Below are 19586 nucleotides of genomic sequence, written 5' to 3' on the forward strand. Positions count from 1 at the left end.
TCCTTATCGTTTTCTGCGGAAAAATGGTGGCGTACTTAATTCGTCATCATTGTGATTTGGTTCTTCACGGTGGAATGTGTCAAATTCTTTTTTGTCTACTTGTTCTAATGAAGATTCATCAACTTTTGGACGTGTATTTTGTTCTCTGCGAATATCCCAATCGCCAAAAGCACTTGCTTCTTCTTGTGATTTTGGTTGATCCATTTCCACAGATTGAGTTGTTTGTTGCATTGGTTGAACCGCTTGTCTTGTTTGACGGTGCGGTTTTCTATCCTTTTTTGATTCATCAATACCTGTAGCGATTACTGTTACACGAATTTCGTCGCCTAAATCTTCATTGATTGATGTACCTAGGATGATGTTCACATCACCTGAAGCAGCATTTGTAACGATATCTGAAGCATCTTGTGCTTCAAACAAGGTCATGTCTAAGCCACCAGTAATGTTTAATAAGACTTGTTCCGCACCATCGATTGATGTTTCTAACAATGGTGAAGAAATAGCTTTTTTCGTTGCTTCAATTACACGTTCTTCGCCGCTCGCTACACCAATTCCCATTAAAGCTGTTCCTTGGTTTTCCATCACTGTTTTCACGTCAGCAAAGTCCAAGTTTACGTAACCTGGCGCAGTGATTAAATCTGAAATTCCTTGAACACCTTGACGTAATACATTATCAGCTTCTCTAAATGCTTCAAGCATTGGCGTTTTCTTGTCAACGACTTCTAATAAGCGGTTGTTTGAGATAATTAATAGTGTATCAACGTTTTCTTTTAATAAGGCAATTCCTTCAGCGGCAAAACGACCACGTTTTGGACCTTCAAAACTAAATGGACGAGTTACTACACCAACTGTTAAAGCGCCTAATTCTTTAGCGATTTTTGCAACTACTGGCGCAGCACCTGTACCAGTTCCGCCACCCATACCAGCAGTAATGAAAATCATATCCGCGCCTTGTAATGATTCTGAAATCACTTGTTCACTTTCTTCTGCAGCTTTTTGGCCAACTTCAGGTTGTGAACCAGCACCTAAACCACGAGTGTATTTAGGGCCTAATTGAATCACTGTTTCTGCTTTTGAATGTTTTAATGCTTGAACGTCTGTATTGGCTGTGATAAATTCCACGCCTTTAACGTTTTCTTCGATCATACGGTTTACAGCGTTTCCGCCGCCGCCACCTACACCGATAACTTTAATGACTGCACCGTTGTTAATGTTATTGTCTAATGAAAATTCCATGATATCGTATCCTCCTGTTTGTGTGATTAGTCGAAAATGTTCGAGAAGAAGTCTTTGATTTTGCCTGTCACTTTTTCACCAGACTCACGTTCGTTGAATTCTTCGTATTCTTCTTGAGGCTGTTCAGCATATGTGTCATAGCGAACTTCTTGTTGGACAGCGACTGATTGTGCTGGTTTCGATTTTTCACCAGGGATTGCATATTTGGCAATGTGATAAATATCGTTTAGTTGCGCTGAATATTCCACAATGCTAATGACATTAGCAAAGACTGGGTTACGTAAGCCCATGTGATTTGGTACGTATAGTTTTACGTTGGCTTCAAAAATCTCTTGCGCCAAATCGACAATACCTGGCATACTAGCGGCGCCACCAGTTAATACAACGCCTCCAGGTAATTCAAACGCATCAATTTCATCCAGAACTTCTTTTGATTTTCTCAAAATTTGTTCCACACGCGCTTCAATAATTTCTGAAAGGTAACGTTCGTCCACTCTTACAGGCTCTGACTTACCGATAACATCAACAGGAAACTCTTCGTTTGCTGAAGTTCTTTCTGGATAAGCATCCCCATAATTAATTTTTAAGGCTTCGGCGTTGTTAAAAGAAGTATTCAATACGATTGAGATATCTTTCGTGATGAACTCGCCGCCTTCTTGGTTAACATGAGTAAATTTCAATTGTTTGTCGTGGATAACAGATGTCGTTGTTTGACCGCCACCCATATCAATGACAATTGTTCCAAAGTCTTTTTCGCCATCTGTTAGAATTGTTTCCGTTAAAGCAAGCGGTGTAATCACTAATTCGTTAATTCCTAAGCCAGCTTTTTCAACACATTTACGGATGTTATGGATGATTGTTTTTGGTCCAGTATAGACAACGCCAAACATCTCCATGCGAACGCCAAGCATTCCACGTGGGTCTTTGATGCCTTCAAAGCCGTCGACGGTAAAGTCTTGCGGTAAGATTGCAACAATTTGACGTTCAGGAGGAGTTGAACGAACCAAAGCTGCAGATGCGACGTTGCGCACATCCTCATCTGTAATTTCTTTTGATTCACTGCTAACAGCTATCATTCCTTGACAGCTTTCTACTTCTAATAAATTCGCTGGTAATCCAACATTTACGCTTTTAATTTGAATGCCGGCTTTTTCTTCGGCTTGTCGAACGGCCCGTTGGATTGCTTGAACTGTTTGATCAATATCGACGACAATCCCTCGATTCAAACCGTCTGATTTTGCATTTCCAACGCCGATGATGTTCATTTGACCTTCAATATATTCAGCGACAACTACTTTGACAGAAGTTGTACCAATATCGAGGCCTACATACATTCCTGTTTTTGCCATGAACGGAATTCCTCCTCCTATTAATTCCAATATCTAAGCGGACAAAGGCGTCCGTTTAACTATCTCTTTTTTAGTATTATTCACTTCTTCCAATTTTACCATAAAAATGGGGGTTTTAGAAAGCAGATTATACGAATTTGTTCGTTAATTTTTGAAACATTTTTGTAAAAAACTTATTCTGCTTGTTGCACTTCTTGATTTTCTCCATTTGTCGGCGTACCGTTATTCGCTTCATCCGTTGCTACGCCTGCATTTGGGTCCGCAACTTCTTGATTTTCAACCGCTGAATCTTCGGAAACTTCACTGCCCGTTTCTTCACTTTCTTTTTCATACGGATAAGAAAAAATGCCGACTTCCATATCAACGATTCCAGGTTTGTCCATTTGCTCGGCTACTTGTGAATAATAAGCCATTTTTTCACTTAAATCAGAAATATTAACAATCACTCGGTTTCCATCATTCATATAGACATTAATCAAGTCTTTATTGGTTTTGGATGGTGCATATTTAATTTCTGAAATTCCTTGTTTAATTTCTTGAGGTAATTTGTTGTAAGAGGCCATTAATTCAGGGATTAATTTATCCTCTTTGAAATTCTCAAAAATTGGTTTGCCACTTTCAGCAGCTTTGGTGGTTTCCGCCAAAGTTTTACCATTCTCTAAAATCGGATGATAGCCGCCTTTAGTCGCAGCAAGAGCGACAATTTGATACTCTTGAATATCAATTTTAAATGAATTAATACCATTTAACTTAATGTTCGCCTTTTTTATAATTGGAAACTTTTTCTGAATATTTGCAGAAAAATAATTTCTATTTGAATACTGCTCCCATAAGCCACTGCCCGTTTCAAGTTTTGACTGCTGAATAATCGCTTGACTCTCCACACTTTTGTTGCCTGAAACTGTTACTTCACTCAATCGACTAAGAGGCGAAACAAAATACAATGCCACTAAAATGGCTGTCCCTAAACAAGTTAAAATAAAGGCTAAACGCCTATATAAGCGCTTGTTCCGTGTTTTCTTAACGTTCGGTAAACGATCTGCAAAATGCTCCTCTTCTTCCACTGTTTCTTGTGGAAGATGTTGTTGAGGCTCTTCTTGACTTTGTTCTTGTAAAGTGATGGTGACTTCTGCTTGTTCGTTTTCACCTTTTGAAGCAGCTTCTTCCGCTTGCTTCTTCAAATATTCTTGGTTTTGTTTTTGCCAAGGTGTCAGTTCAGGTTGAGACTCTTCCGATTTTTTTGGAGGTAATGGTTTCCTTTTTTTGAATATATCGTTCTCGTTACTAATCTTCCACACCTCCTATCTCAGACTAACGTTTTCACAACTTGATACAAACGATCACTTGCATCTGGGATGCCTTCCCCTTTGGACGCCGTTGCCATCTGTTGTCTTTTTTCATTGTTTAATAAAATATCATCAATTGCCGCAACTAAACGAGCGCCGGTCAATTCTGCATCTGGAATCATTTCAACAGCACCAACTTTTACTAAGCTTTGCGCGTTTTTCGTTTGATGATCATTCGTGACGTAAGGACTCGGAATTAAAATTGCTGGTAATCCTAATGCGGTGAACTCCGCAATTGAGGTTGCTCCTGCACGTCCCACCATTAAATCGGTATTAGCCATCACTTCAACCATTTTATCAATATACGGTTGCACACTTATGTTTGTCAATTTCTTTTCAGAAAGCTTTAGACTTTCTTGAAGTTCCTGATAATATCTTTCTCCTGAAGCGTATAAAACTTGATACTCTCTCTCTTCAAACAAAGGAAAGGCCTGTTCAAACGCTTGATTGATTTTCAAGGCGCCACGACTTCCGCCAAATAAAACCACCGTTTTCTTTGCTGGATCCAAGCCAAACTCTGATAAAATAGCTGACTTTTCCACCGTTACGACTTCTTGTCCCCGCGGGTTCCCTGTTAAAATTGTTTTTTCTTTCGGGAAAAAACTAGCGACATCTGGAAAACAAATCGCAATTTTATCCACATAACGACTTAAAAATTTATTTGTCATTCCAGGGATACTATTTTGTTCATGAATAATTGTCGGTATTTTTAATTGGTGGGCCGCATAAACTACTGCACCAGAAACATAACCGCCTGTACCAATGACCACATCTGGTTGAAATTCACGAATAATTTTTTTTGCTTTATTAATGCTTGTTAAAAATAAATAAATTGTTTTAAAATTTTGAGGACTCAGCGAACGCTTAAATCCTTGAATTTTAATCGTTTTAAATGGAATTTTCGCCTTTGGCACAATTTGACTTTCTAGACCATTTTCTGTTCCCACATACAAGAATTCTGTTGCAGGTGCTTCTTTTTTGACGTGTTCGACGAAGGATAACGCAGGATAGATATGCCCACCTGTGCCACCACCAGTTACTAGTATCTTCATTTTCTCACATTTCACTTTCTTTTAATTGTTGAACAGCTTGCATAAAGGCTTCCCCGCGTACTTCAAAATTCGGGTATTGGTCCCAACTTGCGCAAGCAGGTGATAGTAAAATAGTATCATCTTTTTCCGAATAATCAAAGGCAATGGTAACCGCCGTTTGAACATTTTCAGCAAATAAAATTGTTTCAATGTTCGCTTTTTTAGCAGCTTCCGCCAATTTTTCTTTGGTTTCTCCAAATAAAACAATTGCTTTGAGTCCCAGCAGAGCAGGAACCAATTCATCAAATGAGTTACCGCGATCCAAGCCACCCGCAAGTAAAAGTAGCTTTTGGTTGTCAAACCCACTTAACGCCATCTCTGTAGCTAAAATATTGGTTGCTTTTGAATCGTTATAAAAACGTCTTTGCTGAACTTCGCCAACAAATTGCGTTCGATGGGGAACGCCCGAAAAGTTTGTCAAAGTTTGTCTAATCTGAACATTCGATACATTTTTTAATTTAGCTACACAAATCGCTGCGAGTGCATTTTCAATATTGTGACTGCCAGGAATCCCTAGCTCATCGGCGGGCATAATATATTCTTCATTAAAATATAATTTCCCATCTAAAAGATAAGCCCCTTCTACTGCTTCTTTCGTTGAAAAAGGCAATACGTTGGCCGCTGTGGTTTTGGCTAACGTTTGAAGCTCTACTTGATTCCAATTTAAAATCAAGGTGTCATCTGCGGTCATGTTTTTTTGAATGGCCCATTTTGCAGCAACATATTCTTTCCGCGAACCATGATAATCCAAGTGTGCTTCAAAAATATTTGTAATTACTGCAATTTGTGGGTGAAACGTCTCAATTCCCATTAACTGAAAACTAGAAAGTTCCATCACAAGATCATCCTTGGCCGTTGCTTCTTGAGCCACCGTACTCGCTGGAAAACCAATATTTCCCGCCAAACGTGCCTCACCAGCCGTTCTGTCAGCGTTTAGCAGTAAACCAATCATCGTGGTCGTGGTTGTTTTACCATTGGTGCCCGTAATGCCGACAATTGGACATTCGGCAATTTGACCTGCTAATTCCACCTCAGTTATGATAGGAATTTTCCGAGTTAGTGCTTCTGCCACAAGTGGATTTGTATAAGGAATACCAGGATTTTTAACGATTAGTTCAAATTCTTCATCCAACAATTCAATTGGATGCCCCCCTGTAACAACACGAATACCCAAGGTTAATAAATCTTGGGCGTCAGGGTTTTGATCAAATTGTTTTGCGTCATTAACGGTAACGAGCGCACCTAACTCATGTAAGAGTTTCGCTGCGCTGACACCACTTTTAGCTAGTCCTAAAACCAACACTTTTTTGTTTTGATAGGTTGTTATTTTTTTCATTGTCAATTTCCCCTTTGATAGATTAGAAAAGAATCCATAATGTGATTCCTGAACAGATTAAACCGACAGACCAAAAGACAAAATCAATTTTCCATTCAGACCAACCACACATTTCAAAATGGTGATGAATTGGTGACATTTTAAAAATCCGTCGACCAAATAATTTAAATGAAGCAACTTGTAAAATAACACTTGCTGTTTCACAAACGTAGACAAGTCCAATTAAAAGTAGCGTCCATTCTTGATGCAAAATAATTGAAATTGCTGCTAACAATCCACCTAATGCTAATGAACCAACATCACCCATGAAGATTTTTGCTGGTTTTCTATTATAAGGGAAAAAGCCAATCAGCCCACCAATCACACTTAGACAGATAATCACAACATCAAATTGTTGTTGTTTCCAGGCAATAATTGCATAAGTACCAAATGAAATTGTTCCTAAACCAGCAACTAAGCCATCAATTCCATCTGTCAAATTCACGGCATTAGAAAAACCGACTAACCAAAAAATAATAAACACGCCATAAAAAATACCTAACGGAACTTCTGCTACTCCAAACAAATCTAAGGTGTCTGAAAAGCCTTCACTTCGATAAACAAAGTAGAAAACCAACCCACCAAAAATTTGACCAATTAATTTTTGACGAGAATTCAAGCCCATGTTCCGTTTTTTAAAGACTTTAATGAAATCATCTAAATAACCTAGCAAACCGTATAATACTAAAATAAATAGAATAATTAGTAGAGACGGCGTAAATTGGTGGAAAAACAACCCCATTGCTAGCGAAGTAATCAAGCTGGCTACAAGGAAAACGACTCCCCCCATTGTAGGGGTACCTGTTTTCACGCTATGCCAAGTTGGGCCATCTTCACGAGTAACCTGCCCTTGTTTTTTCATTTGAAAATAGCCAATGAATAGTGGCATTACGCTCACTGTAATGGCAAAACTCACCACTATGGGAATAAAAATCTGTGTCCACTCCATGTTATCTCTCCTAATTATTCTACGTTATTATTCTGTGCCTTCTAAAGTCACGGTTAATTTTTTCTCCGTAATTTCAGTTTCAGCAGCGATACTTTGTTTCGTCACATAGCCTTCACCTTTAAACTCGACAGTCAAACCTAATAGATCGCCAAACTTGGTAACATCGCTCTTCGACCAGCCGGTTAAATCAGGCATATAGTTCGTTCCATTTGTGATCAAAATCAATTTCTGATTAGGCATTAATGTTTGACCAGACGGCGTTGATTGTTTCTTGATTTTTTCACCATCGCCGATAATCACAGGATCCACCCCGTTCACTTTGGCATTGGCCAACGCTTCCGCTGGTGTCATGTTTTTATAATCAGCAACTGTGACTTTATCAGAAGCTACTTTCGTTGTTTCCGGATCTGTCTCTTTAATGTCTAACGCTAATTTCATTAATGGGTTTGCAATTGCCGCCATTGCTTCTGAAGGCGAACCTGATTTTGCTTGTCTAAGTGTAATATACAAAACATATTCAGGATTATCCGCTGGGACCATTTCCACTACAGAAGACAAGACTTGACTTGCTCCATCAACGTACCCTTTACCATCTGAAATCTGGGCAGTTCCTGTTTTGGCAGCAACATGATAGCCTGGTACTTTATAAATATCATACGCAATCCCGTAAGTCGGGTCTTCAACAGTATCAATCATGTACGTACGAATCTGTTGAGCTGTTTGCGCTTTGATTGGGGTTCCTACGATTTGTGGTTCCGTAATCGTTTCTTTTCCTGTATTTTTGTCAACAATTTTGCTGATGTAATGAGGTTGCAACATTGAACCGTCATTTGCAATAGCTGAGAAACCTTTCATCATTTGGAAATTAGTAACCGTAATTGCTTGACCAAATGCCGACATTGCTCTATCTACAAAGTTTGTTCCTGGCAATTTACCAGCAGATTCACCACTTAAACCTGAATGCGTGCTCGTACCAAAACCAAATTTTTTCAAATACTCCATCCATTTTTCATCACCCATTTTTTGTTCTAGTTTTACCATACCAATATTACTAGACCAAGAAATGGCTTGACGATAATTCAAATATTCTTTGCCGTTCAACCGAGTGTAGTCATGGTCATTCACAGTTACATCCCCAACCTGAATTCCACCAACACGATTGAATAATTCATTAGGATTAAACTGTCCTTGTTCCATAGAAGCAGCTGTTGTAAATAATTTGATTGTTGAGCCTGGTTCATAAGGACTTTCAACTAATAGGTTCTGCCACGTGCCATTATCGTCTAACCCTTGTTTCGTTTCAGGATTAAATGTTGGCCGTTGAGACATGGCAACAATTTCGCCTGTTTTTGCTTCCATTAACATGGCAGTCATAGAAACTGGTTCATATTTTTCATTAACTTGCGTCATTAAATCTTCTAAGGTATTTTGCAAGCGACTATCTAGCGTCGTGTAAATATCTTGACCATCCACTGCTTTTTTCTCTTCCGCCACAGTTCCTGGTAAGGCATTGCCATAAATATCTTTTTCAAAATACACACGGCCATCGGTTCCGCTTAAAATATCATTATAGGTCTGTTCTAGTCCCATTGCGCCTACTAAGCCTTCTTTATCATCATCTGGATTGGCTGCTTTTGTATAGCCAATAAAGTGAGAAGCAAACTGACCATTGGGATATAATCTGGCTGGATGTTCATTGAAATAAACACCTGAAATTTTTTTCTTTTTCAAATCTGCTTCAATTTTTTGGCGTGTTTCCAAGGTGATGTTTTGACCACCCGTGCCAAATTCCACTTGATATTGTGTTGACCCATCTTCATGGATCCCATTATTCAAGTATTTCAATGCTGTTTTTTTGTCTAGTTTGGTATATTTCGCTAAAATTTCAGCAATATCATCGAAGTCTTTTTTCTCCGCATATAGCTTTTCATTATTTTGTCCCGTATATTTTTTTGATAATACGACATATAACGAATAGGAAGTAGCATCTTCTGCGATTGGATTACCATATCGATCTAAAATTGATCCTCGCTTAGCTTTTACCACTTGGCTTCCTTCATATAGAGAAGCTGTTTTTTCCTTTAGTGAGACACCGGCTACTTTGCCTGTTGCCACAATGTATGTCGTTCTAAAGGCAAATAAAAAGAACAATCCAATACTCGTAGCGAATAAAATGATGCCTACTTTTTTACGATTGTTCATCGGATTTAAGTTTTTCTTTTTCATGAATTGTTTAAATTTATGTCTTTTACTCATTATTTAACAGTCCTAACATTGTCGCCGTTATTTTCTAGTCCTTGTTTTTTAGCGACATCTTTGATTCGATCTGATTTAGAAAGTTCGCTTCTTTCTTGTTCCAATTTCAAAGCGTTATCTTCCTTTTCTTTAATGACTGCTTGTGTTTCTGTAATATCGTTCATGGTTTGGACAATTGTCGTTCTTACTTGAATTGTCGCAATTGCAATACCAATCGTTGCACAAACTAATACAACACCGATTAATTTTTCTAGTAAAGAGACATTTTTTAGTTTCTTTTTGGGTAATAGAGTGGGGACAGGTAGTGTTTCCTCTTGCATTTTTCTGTCTTGCTCTGTTGCCACAGTTGGCTGATCCATTTCTGGTGCTTCATAATGGAAATCATTTACTTTCTTCAATTCAGCCATGTGTCTACCCCTCTCTCTAACTAGATTTTATTTTTTCGGCAATGCGTAACTTCGCACTTCGTGAACGATTATTCTCAGATAACTCACTGTCACTTGGTAAAATTGGTTTTCTGGTAATTACTTTTAATTCTGGTTGAAATTCTTCTGGTACCACTGGAATGCCTGGTGGCAAATCTTGTACCGTACTGTATTCTTTAAACATTGTTTTAACAATACGATCTTCTAACGAATGGAACGTAATCACACTGATTCTGCCATTTTTCGCTAGCAAATCAATTGCTTGTTCTAGCGACTCTTCAACTGCCCCTAATTCATCATTAACGGCAATGCGAATTGCTTGGAAAATTCGTTTTGCAGGATGTCCACCTTTGCGTCTTGCTGGAGCTGGAATCGCCGTCTTAATAATCTCAACGAGTTCACCTGTTGTTTCAATTGGCTGCTTTTCACGAACACGTTCAATTTCTCGAGCAATCTGTTTCGAAAATTTCTCTTCCCCATAACGAAAGAAAATTTTTACTAACTCACTATAGCTATACGTATTCACCACTTCGCGAGCCGTCAAGGGTGCGTCTTGATCCATGCGCATATCTAAGGGTGCGTCTTGATGATAGCTAAAACCACGTTCCGCTTCATCTAATTGCGGTGAAGAAACACCTAGATCGTATAGAATCCCATCAACATGGAACACCCCGTGTTCTGCCAATTCTTCTTTAATATTTCTAAAATTTGATTTGATGAAGGTCACTTGACCTTTGTCTACATATTTCTGCAAACGAGTCTTAGCATGTGCCAACGCTTTTTGGTCTTGATCAAAGGCATATAAATGACCGTGCTCATTCAATTGTGTCAGTAAGTATTCACTATGTCCGGCACCACCGAGTGTGCAATCTACGTATACGCCATCCGGCTTCACTTGTAATCCATCCACTGTTTCTTTTAAAAGAACGGTGTAATGGCGAAATTCTTCAGTCATCATTTGCCTCATTCCTAAAATCCAAAATCAATCATTGTTTCTGCTAATTCATCAAAGTTTTCTTCAGCTTCATCAGAGAATGCATGCCAACGTTCGTCACTCCAAATTTCAATTCGGTTAGAGACGCCGATAACAACACAGCCTTTTTCTAAACTGGCATGTGTTCGTAAATTCGCCGGAATATTGATACGACCTTGCTTATCAATCTCACATTCTGTTGCAGCGGAATAAAAGAATCGTACAAAGGTACGTGCATCTTTCTTAGCTAAGGGCATTTCTTGAAGTTTTGCTTCAAGTTGTGACCATTCATTTAAAGGATAACCAAATAAACAGCCATCCATCCCTCTCGTTACCACAAATTTTTCACCAAGTTCCTCACGAAACTTTGATGGAACGATTAGGCGGCCTTTGGCATCGATATTATGTTGGTATTCACCCATAAGCATAGCCAATACACCCGCTTTTCCACTTGATAGAACAAGTCTACCACATCCCACCACTTTCTACCACTATAAATCTAAAAACTTCTATTTTTTAACTGTTATTTAAAATTTCTGTAATATTTACAGGGTTTTATGTAACAAGCATCACCCAACAAAAAATGTTATTATAACAAGGTTTTTACTATGTTTTTTATAAAATAACCCCACAAATAACAAAAAAACCCCACGGAGTGGGGAGTTGTGGGGGACATTTTCCCACAGCGTATTTCCCCTATTGTCTCCACGCTTTATTACAGTAGATAATGACTGATATTTAGCAAGATAAGCAACACATACAACACAAACGTTAGTAAAAACGTCAACCGCCAAAACATCTTGAAATATCGTCTATATAAAATCTCTCCATAATAATAAGCTTGAAACAGGGCAACAGCGACTCCTAATAACAAAATAGAAATCACAAAATACGGCATAATCGATTCATCATAACTATCTTTGGATAACTCATGGATCCCTATGAATAAAAACGGAATGGCCAAATCCGGTGCTTTTATTTTCCAACGTTCCGTTAGGGAAAAAGTGGACACGAGAAAATTGCACGCAAAGAGCACAATTACCGGAAAAATATACCAAAATAACATTATTGCCGAAAACGACACCATTCTCTCAACAAATCCTTTCATTCCACCTGCTATAACTATACTTCATCAACGTTACACAGATGTTTCATTTCGTTTAAATATATGTGCTAAAAGCCCTTTTTGCTTGCTTTTTCATATAAAAAACGGATTACTTATCAAACCATTTTCAAAACGAGGCCTCACCTATCGCGGCCACTTATTTTTGAATGTTTTTTATAAGCTTTTCTTCTCGTATTGTGTCATACTTCTATTATAATGGATTTAGAACAAAAAATGTTGATTCGGGGTGAATCTTTTGATTAATTATTTATTATTGAAAAATGACTATTTTGAACCTTGTTCACCAGACGATGAAGCCCTAAGTTGGATTTCGGTAGAATCTCCTACAGAAGAAGAAATCGAGCGTCTCGTCAATCAATACCACTTACCAACAGATTATCTTACCGGCGTTTTAGATGATGAAGAAAATGCTCGAGTGGAAGGTTTCCGCCACGAAAAATTACAAACGCCTACGTTACTTTTATTTCGTTATCCCAAAGCTAGTATCAGTCCTAGTGGCTATCTGCAAGTAGAAACGGTGCCGATTGCTTTAATCGCAACCGTCGATAACAAACTAATTACTGTTAGCAACGGGCCTAACGACATCGTTCATGGGATTCAAAAAGAGGCGTTCACGCATCAAGATCTTTCTATTGAAAAGGCCTTAATTTTAGCCCTTTCATGGAAGATGGCCCTTTCCTTCAATAAAAACTTACAAGCACTTATCCAACAAACCAACAAACTTGAAGGAGAGCTCCAAGTAGCCACAGAAAATAGTCAATTGTATCAGATTATGGACATTCAAAAAAGTCTAGTTTATTTCGAAGCAGCTTTAACGGATAATTTAAAAGTATTAAAACGTTTATATAGCGCTGAAATTTTTAATCATCCAGAAAAACATTTGCCATTTTTAAGGGATATTTTGATTGAACTAGAACAAGGACTAAATACGACTAAAATACAACTAAAATTAGTTGATAACATTAGTAATACTTTTTCAGCAATCGTCTCAAATAACTTAAATAATGTCATGAAAATTTTAACATCCTTAACAATTGTCCTAACCATCCCGACCATCATCGGGGGAATCTACGGCATGAATGTGAAACTCCCTTTTGCAGAGCATGAATATTCTTTTTGGATTATTTTTGCTATCACTACCTTAATCTGCGTAATTAGTATTCGAATTTTAAAGAAAAAGAATCTCTTATAACTTTAGGTTGCTGTTTTCAGGAAAAGGTTGTACACTATTAGCAGAAATTAAAAAGGACGTGTCATTTATGAACGACAAAGAACAAAGTCGCTTTTCAAAAATCACGAAAGTCGTGGTTTGGCTAATGCTGATCGCAATTGTAGGTTCAACTGTTTTAACAGCAATTCTTAGTCTTTAAACTGGAGAACTTTTTCACACATTAAAAGTAAAAAAACAGTCCCTTCTATCAATTGAAGGGGCTGTTTTTTTACTTGCTCAAATAGAGCGGCTATTTTTTCGCCATCGCCAACAGCTCTTGTGCATGTTCAATGGTTAATTTCGTAATTTCACTTCCTGCGAGCATACGCGCAATTTCGTTTACTCGCTCTTTTTCAGATAAAATTCGGACGCTTGTTTCTGTCCGACCCGCCACGATTTCTTTTTCAATAAAATAATGTTCATCGGCAACGGCCGCCACTTGTGGCAAGTGCGTGATACACAACACCTGCGAATTTTCTGAAATTTGATAAATTTTATCGGCAATCGCCTGTGCTACTCGGCCACTAACTCCTGTATCCACTTCATCAAAAACAATACTAGTGATCCCTTGCGTTTGAGAAAAGATTGTTTTCATAGCTAGCATCACTCGCGAAAGTTCTCCGCCAGAAGCCACCCGAACTAACGGTTTTAATGGTTCCCCTGGGTTAGTAGTAATATAAAATTCTACTCCGTCTAAGCCATTTTCTTGTAAATGCTCAAGTTCTGTAAAACGGACTTCAAATTCCGTTCGCTCCAAATATAGTTCTTTTAATTCGGTTAAAATTTGTTGTTCGAGCTCTTTGGCTAGGCGCTTTCGTTCTTTTCGTAAAGCTAATGCTTGTTGATGAGCGGCTTGTTGTTTCTCTGCAAGCAACGCTTCTAAGTCACCTGTACCACCTTCCAAAAAATCAGCCTCTGCTAACTCTTTGGTGATTTCTTCATAGTAAGATAAAATCGTTTCGATTGAATCGCCATATTTACGTTTCATTTGACGGATTAATTCCAAACGATTTTCTACTTCATTCAAGCGGCCTTCGTCTAGTTCTAAGCCATCAATCAACCTAGAAAGATCTCCACTGGCTTCTTGTAGTAAGTAGTAAGCATTTTGAACAGTATCTGACAATGTTTTATATTCTGAATCAAGGGATTCAATCGAAGCGAGTTCATTCATACTTGTTCCGATTTTATCCAAACTACTATCGTCTTCACCATTTAGCGCGGCATAACTAATCGTCAGTGCATCAGCAATCTTTTGAAAATTGTTCAGTTTATTGCGTTCTTCTAGCAATTGTTCTTCTTCGCCAGCCACTAACTGTGCACTAGCAATTTCATCACTTTGAAAATGAAGCATGTCCATTCTTTGGGCAAACTCTTTTTCATTTTTTTGTCGCTTTCTGACTTTGGCTTCGAGTGCGCGATACTCTTGATACGCCTGTGTATATTTTTCTTTGACTGCTAAAAGTTTTTTCCCACCAAATTCATCCAACATATCAATATGGCGTTCACTTTGCATCAATTCTTGATGTTCGTTTTGGCCATGAATATCTACTAAATATTCCCCAATTCTTTTTAAATTAGTAATGTTGACAATTCGTCCGTTGACACGGCAAACATTTTTACCAGAAGCGGAAATATCTCGTTGAATCACTAAAGAATCTTCTTCTGTTTCAATACCTAATTCTTCTAATAATTGCTTTAATTCTTGACTTTTCGGCATTGAAAAAAGTCCTTCTAAGGTGCATTTATTTGCTCCTTGACGAATATAGTCACTGGAGCCGCGTCCGCCTGTGAGTAATCCCATTGCATCAATAATGATGGATTTCCCCGCACCCGTTTCTCCCGTTAAAACGGTCATACCCATTTGAAACTCTAATTGTAACGAAGAGATAATCGCAAAATTTTTCACGGAAAGTTCTTGTAACATCTTGTTCACCTCATTCTTTATAGATAGCTTAACAGCTCTTTATGAAGTTTTTCTGCCGCCTCCTCAGTTCGTGCAATCATGAGAACACTATCATCATCGTTGATGACGGCAAAAAGTTTCTCTTGGTAATTCTTTTCGATTAAACTACCACACGCCGCTGCATTGCCAGGAATGGTTCGTAATACGACATATTTTTCCATTTGTTCTGCAGCTACAAAGGCATCTTTTAAAAGCTTTGCAAGTTTAGCACTCGTATTAGCTTGTGTTTCTAACGGAAGGCTATATCGATAACCCCCTTCTGCAGAAGGAACTTTAATCAGTTTCATATCTTTAATGTCGCGAGAAATCGTTGCTTGTGTAACAGCTACGCCCTTTTCTTGTAAATAGTGGACAAAATCTTCTTGCTTTTGAATATTTTTTTCAGTCAATAAACGTGTAATTAAACGGTGTCTATCTTGCTTTCTCATGGCGCCGCTCTCCTTTTCAGTTTACTCTTGCCCTCATCATAGCTTATTTTTATGCATTTTAAAAGACTAAACAAAGAAAAGAATAACAAAAAGCAAGGGAAGCTCCGCTGACTTTTTGTTATTCTCTACTTCTATTCTGCTGGAAGTTCAATTCCTAATTCATCTTTTAAATAGGTAGTTAAATTAGTCGTTTCTTTGGTTGATTCATTGACAACATTCCACGTTTTGCCAATCGCTCGGCGATTCCTTTGGGTTAATTCTTCAGCAGGTTGCTGCTCGTCTTCTAAACGTAAAGAACCGTATTGATAGCCCATTATTAACCCCTTATTCCATTCCTTATCCCAATAAACATAAAACAAATAGGTCTCACCAGCTTCTAAATAAAAATCTCCTTCATACTGTAGTATTTCAACAAGCTGACGACTTTGCTGAATTGGCGCCATTCGTCTTGTTGCACGCCCACGATTCAATTTATCAACATTTTCTTTCGCATCATTTAAAAACATTCGCCCTTCTTCCATAATGCCACCTGGTCGCGCAAATTCAATCGTAGATGCTAATTCGCCTTGAATATTTTTTAGTACTTGGATTTTCCCAAATGTCCATGGATAGATTTCTCCATTATAGGGACTACTAGGATCATTAGCAGGCGCGTCTGCTTTATCTAAAGAAAGAACTTTGCCAATAACAATATTTGTTGACAAAGATTGGATATCTTTTGGGATTTCAGGATTATACATTAACAGTCGTTGCGATCCACCGGATTGATTAATAACTTTACTTTGGTCAATTTCATCAAGATATGAATAATATTTTCTTTCTGAAGAATCAATACTATTTTTCAAAGCTTTTTTCTTTAATGAAGTGGAAGTTGTTGTTATTTTTTCAGCAGCAACTTGTTTCTTCTCGTTCTCTTTAACGAAATTAATCATTAAGAAAGCGCACGCCAATAAAGAAAGCGCCAACAAAAATACTATGGGATTTTTTTTCATTTTTTCACCACCCATATATTCTTGCTAAGATATCATTATTCGCTTTATCAACAGCAAGATTTGTATTAGTACTTACAGAACGTATCATAATGCCATTTGAATGTGCAATCCCGAGCGCATGCCCAATTTCATGTCTAGCAATAGTCCCATTCTTCATCGATGAAGCCCGTGAATACATAGTATTATAATTAATTTTAGCATAGTAGTAGTTTATTCGCGGAGCTTCTCGCATCCCAGTTGCAATCATCCTATCTCTGCCATCAAAAAAATCTGTAACCCCACCTATTCCCGGATTTAACTTTGTTGAATAAAAATCAATTGATGTCCCATAGTTATTTCCTTGTTTATAAATATACAAAGGATTCCCCCACGGAGTATACATCCAATTTCTAATCGCTGTATCGGTATTACCAAATGTTGCGGTTGGTCCTAGCCAATAACTAATTCCATTAATTCCTCTCGATAATACGCCAGGAAACCTAGAGGCTGCAAATGTATCAACGCTAGCACCCAAAACGATTGCTATAAAAAAACCAGAAATTAATAACTTCATTTTTTTCATTTTTTTACCTCTCTATTCAATTACTTGGTCTTACTAAAATAGTTTGTCTGATCAGAACTATCCTTAGTTTAACATTAAAAAATACATAAATAAATTAAAATAAGATTAAATAATATCGATAATGTTTTTTAATTATTATTTAAAAAATATTAGTTTTAAAAATGTTATTTTCTCACAATAAAACAAGAGCCAATAAGTCTATTTCAACAATTATTTTTATTTAAATTCCTTTCTATCATTATTAAATGTCTCACCAATTCATTTATAAAATAAAAAAGGACCTGAGACAGCTATACTTCTAATGACTGTCTCAGATCCCTTTTTGTTCAATTGCTTAGTCTACAAACTTTGCTGCCTTTCTCATCATTCCGCTAATTTTTGATGCGCATGCGCGACAACTTCTTCAATGGATTCTGGCGCTTGATAGGATCCTTCCCCTTCAACAGAAACTAAATGTGCCAAAAATTCAATGTTTCCTTCGCCACCAGTGATTGGTGAAAAATCTAAGTTTTTCACATCATAACCGTTATTCATGGCAAAGCGTGTAATTTCCTCCACAACCATTTGATGGGTTTCTGGATCACGCACGATTCCTTTTTTCCCAACAAACTCTTTGCCAGCTTCGAATTGTGGCTTAATTAACGCCACCACACTACCGCCTTTTTTCAAAATATCATGAAGAGGTGGCAAAATTAAGCGTAATGAAATAAAGGAAACATCAATCGTTGCAATATCCGGCACCCCTTCAGTGAAATCTTCAGGTTTACTATAGCGAAAATTGGTACGTTCCATTACCACCACGCGTTCATCTTGCCGAATTTTCCATGCTAGTTGGTTATAGCCAACATCTAAAGCGTAACTCAAACGAGCCCCATTTTGTAAAGCAACATCGGTAAAACCACCTGTGGAGGAACCAATATCTAACATTGTTTTGCCTTGAACGTTGATTGCAAAAACATTTAGTGCCTTCTCTAGTTTTAAGCCCCCACGAGAAACATAAGGCATTACTTGGCCCTTAGTATGTAAGGGTGTCTCCACAGAAATTTTTTCCCCTGGCTTATCTAAACGTTCATTTTTATCATTGTAAACCAAACCAGCCATCACGCTGCGTTTGGCTTTTTCTCGTGTTTCAAATAGTCCTTGATTAAACGCCAAGACATCGACGCGTTCTTTTTTCATAAGTGCCTTCTTTCTATCTCAATTGTAACTGAGTTAACAAGTTTGCTAAATGTTCTTCTGAAAAGTTGGGAACATTTGCTTTGATTTTTTCTAAAACAGCGCTGCCTTCTGCTAATTGATGTGTTAGCGCATCTTTCGCGCCAGCAATCCCTAGAAGAGCTGGATACGTACTTTTATTCAACGCTTCATCTCGGCCTACTTTTTTACCTAAATCTGCTTCTGTACTTGTGGCATCTAATAAGTCATCACGAATTTGAAAAGCCAAGCCATAGTGATGCGCAAACTGTGTCAGTAAACCAATGACTTCTTCTGTTTGATTGGCTAATACGCCCCCAGCAATTAAGGCGAATTCAATTAGCGCTCCGGTTTTCTTTTCATGAACAGCCGCTAACTCTTCTAAAGTCAAGCTGTCTTTTTCTCCTTCAATATCACCCATTTGGCCGGCAACCATGCCTTGATTCCCCGCTGCCTTTGCCAGTTGTTGCATCAGTAAAACTTTTTCACTTAAGCCTAATTGGCTCAAAGAAAGTAACTGAAATGCGCCTGTTAATAAGCCGTCCCCTGCTAAAATGGCAGTCGCTTCACCAAACACTTTATGATTGGTTGGTTTGCCACGACGTAAATCATCATCGTCCATTGCTGGTAAATCATCATGAATTAATGAATACGTATGAATCATCTCTAAAGAGGCAGCCACTTGATAGTCTTGTGTTTCCATCTCTTTTTGAAAAGCGGCCACTGTTGTTAACACTAATAGCGGGCGTAATCGTTTGCCACCTGCGTGTATTGAGTAGAGCATTGCTTCTTTCAAACGCTCATTTTCAGTATATTCTGCGATAAAATCGACCATGACTTTTTCAACCAACGGTAAATGCTGTTGACTAAAATTCGTCATTACGCTTCCTCGCTCTCTTCAAAAACAATTTCTTCATTGTTTTCTGTCATCATTTTCGTTAAAGTTTTTTCCGCTTTTTCCAATGTATCTTGACATTGTTTACTTAATGCCATGCCCTCTTGAAAGGCAGCTAAGGCTTCTTCCAAAGGAACATCTCCTCGTTCTAAGCGCTGAACGATTTCTTCTAAGGCATTTAATGATTCTTCAAACGTTTTTTCTTTTGCTGGCATG

At 37.9% G+C, this 19586-nt stretch carries 20 protein-coding genes; 2 read left to right on the top strand and 18 right to left on the bottom strand.

All coding sequences use genetic code 11. The features are described from left to right. Positions 1-3: 3 nt before the first annotated feature. The 11 genes from ftsZ to IGK96_RS09535 all read right to left on the bottom strand — a co-directional run bounded on the left by ftsZ (position 4) and on the right by IGK96_RS09535 (position 12108). Positions 4-1236, bottom strand: a complete 1233-nt coding sequence (ftsZ, locus tag IGK96_RS09485; RefSeq protein ID WP_002355899.1) for a cell division protein FtsZ — start codon at positions 1234-1236, stop codon at positions 4-6. A 26-nt stretch (positions 1237-1262) separates the two neighbouring features. Then, complete coding sequence (ftsA, locus tag IGK96_RS09490; RefSeq protein WP_002355898.1) at positions 1263-2585, bottom strand: cell division protein FtsA; 1323 nt, start codon at positions 2583-2585, stop codon at positions 1263-1265. Between the two features lie 173 nt (positions 2586-2758). Next, positions 2759-3883, bottom strand: coding sequence for a cell division protein FtsQ/DivIB (locus tag IGK96_RS09495; RefSeq protein ID WP_002419338.1), 1125 nt, complete (start codon positions 3881-3883; stop codon positions 2759-2761). Positions 3884-3891: 8 nt separating this feature from the next. Beyond that, positions 3892-4983 (bottom strand): undecaprenyldiphospho-muramoylpentapeptide beta-N-acetylglucosaminyltransferase, encoded by a 1092-nt coding sequence (gene murG / locus IGK96_RS09500; protein ID WP_002355896.1) that lies wholly within the window; start codon positions 4981-4983, stop codon positions 3892-3894. A 4-nt stretch (positions 4984-4987) separates the two neighbouring features. Next, positions 4988-6358, bottom strand: a complete 1371-nt coding sequence (murD, locus tag IGK96_RS09505; RefSeq protein ID WP_016617628.1) for a UDP-N-acetylmuramoyl-L-alanine--D-glutamate ligase — start codon at positions 6356-6358, stop codon at positions 4988-4990. A gap of 22 nt (positions 6359-6380) precedes the next feature. Further along, positions 6381-7346 carry a phospho-N-acetylmuramoyl-pentapeptide-transferase gene (mraY, locus tag IGK96_RS09510; protein WP_002355894.1) on the bottom strand — a complete coding sequence of 322 codons (966 nt, stop codon included), beginning with the start codon at positions 7344-7346 and terminating at the stop codon, positions 6381-6383. Positions 7347-7373: 27 nt separating this feature from the next. Further along, a complete protein-coding gene (locus IGK96_RS09515) occupies positions 7374-9602 on the bottom strand; it encodes a penicillin-binding protein (protein ID WP_002381310.1) in 2229 nt (742 codons plus the stop codon). Beyond that, on the bottom strand, positions 9602-10009 hold the full coding sequence (ftsL, locus tag IGK96_RS09520) for a cell division protein FtsL (protein ID WP_002358883.1): 408 nt from the start codon (positions 10007-10009) through the stop codon (positions 9602-9604). The genes IGK96_RS09515 and ftsL overlap by 1 nt, the downstream gene beginning before the upstream one ends. A 16-nt stretch (positions 10010-10025) precedes the next feature. Beyond that, positions 10026-10982: a 16S rRNA (cytosine(1402)-N(4))-methyltransferase RsmH gene (gene rsmH / locus IGK96_RS09525; protein WP_010774092.1), complete on the bottom strand. Its 957-nt coding sequence runs from the start codon at positions 10980-10982 to the stop codon at positions 10026-10028. Positions 10983-10996: 14 nt separating this feature from the next. Then, positions 10997-11482 (bottom strand): division/cell wall cluster transcriptional repressor MraZ, encoded by a 486-nt coding sequence (gene mraZ / locus IGK96_RS09530; protein ID WP_002383402.1) that lies wholly within the window; start codon positions 11480-11482, stop codon positions 10997-10999. Between the two features lie 233 nt (positions 11483-11715). Next, the gene (locus IGK96_RS09535) at positions 11716-12108 is read right to left on the bottom strand and encodes a DUF3397 domain-containing protein (protein WP_002383401.1); all 393 of its coding nucleotides are present in this window, start codon (positions 12106-12108) and stop codon (positions 11716-11718) included. A 244-nt stretch (positions 12109-12352) separates the two neighbouring features. On the opposite strand from IGK96_RS09535, the gene IGK96_RS09540 reads away from it, so the two are divergent. Beyond that, positions 12353-13318: a magnesium transporter CorA family protein gene (locus IGK96_RS09540; RefSeq protein WP_002383400.1), complete on the top strand. Its 966-nt coding sequence runs from the start codon at positions 12353-12355 to the stop codon at positions 13316-13318. 67 nt (positions 13319-13385) lie between these two features. Next, the gene (locus tag IGK96_RS09545) at positions 13386-13496 is read left to right on the top strand and encodes a DUF4044 domain-containing protein (RefSeq protein WP_002383399.1); all 111 of its coding nucleotides are present in this window, start codon (positions 13386-13388) and stop codon (positions 13494-13496) included. Between the two features lie 90 nt (positions 13497-13586). Here the strand turns inward: IGK96_RS09545 and recN are convergent, their stop codons facing one another. From recN to IGK96_RS09580, 7 genes are all read right to left on the bottom strand, one after another. Further along, positions 13587-15260, bottom strand: coding sequence for a DNA repair protein RecN (gene recN, locus IGK96_RS09550; protein WP_002397924.1), 1674 nt, complete (start codon positions 15258-15260; stop codon positions 13587-13589). A gap of 17 nt (positions 15261-15277) precedes the next feature. Continuing rightward, the gene (locus tag IGK96_RS09555; protein WP_002355883.1) at positions 15278-15727 is read right to left on the bottom strand and encodes an arginine repressor; all 450 of its coding nucleotides are present in this window, start codon (positions 15725-15727) and stop codon (positions 15278-15280) included. 131 nt (positions 15728-15858) lie between these two features. After that, entirely contained in the window at positions 15859-16719 is an 861-nt protein-coding gene (locus tag IGK96_RS09560) for a hypothetical protein (RefSeq protein ID WP_010706683.1), read from the bottom strand. Between the two features lie 4 nt (positions 16720-16723). After that, positions 16724-17281 carry a matrixin family metalloprotease gene (locus IGK96_RS09565; RefSeq protein ID WP_071646615.1) on the bottom strand — a complete coding sequence of 186 codons (558 nt, stop codon included), beginning with the start codon at positions 17279-17281 and terminating at the stop codon, positions 16724-16726. 363 nt (positions 17282-17644) lie between these two features. Next, entirely contained in the window at positions 17645-18460 is an 816-nt protein-coding gene (locus IGK96_RS09570; RefSeq protein ID WP_002364633.1) for a TlyA family rRNA (cytidine-2'-O)-methyltransferase, read from the bottom strand. A gap of 13 nt (positions 18461-18473) precedes the next feature. Then, on the bottom strand, positions 18474-19355 hold the full coding sequence (locus IGK96_RS09575; protein ID WP_010828662.1) for a polyprenyl synthetase family protein: 882 nt from the start codon (positions 19353-19355) through the stop codon (positions 18474-18476). After that, entirely contained in the window at positions 19355-19585 is a 231-nt protein-coding gene (locus tag IGK96_RS09580) for an exodeoxyribonuclease VII small subunit (protein WP_002355878.1), read from the bottom strand. Before IGK96_RS09580 ends, IGK96_RS09575 begins: the two co-directional genes overlap by 1 nt. Position 19586: the final 1 nt, after the last annotated feature.

The sequence above is a fragment of the Enterococcus sp. DIV0682 genome (assembly GCF_051712685.1).
GTDB classification, from domain to species: domain Bacteria; phylum Bacillota; class Bacilli; order Lactobacillales; family Enterococcaceae; genus Enterococcus; species Enterococcus faecalis.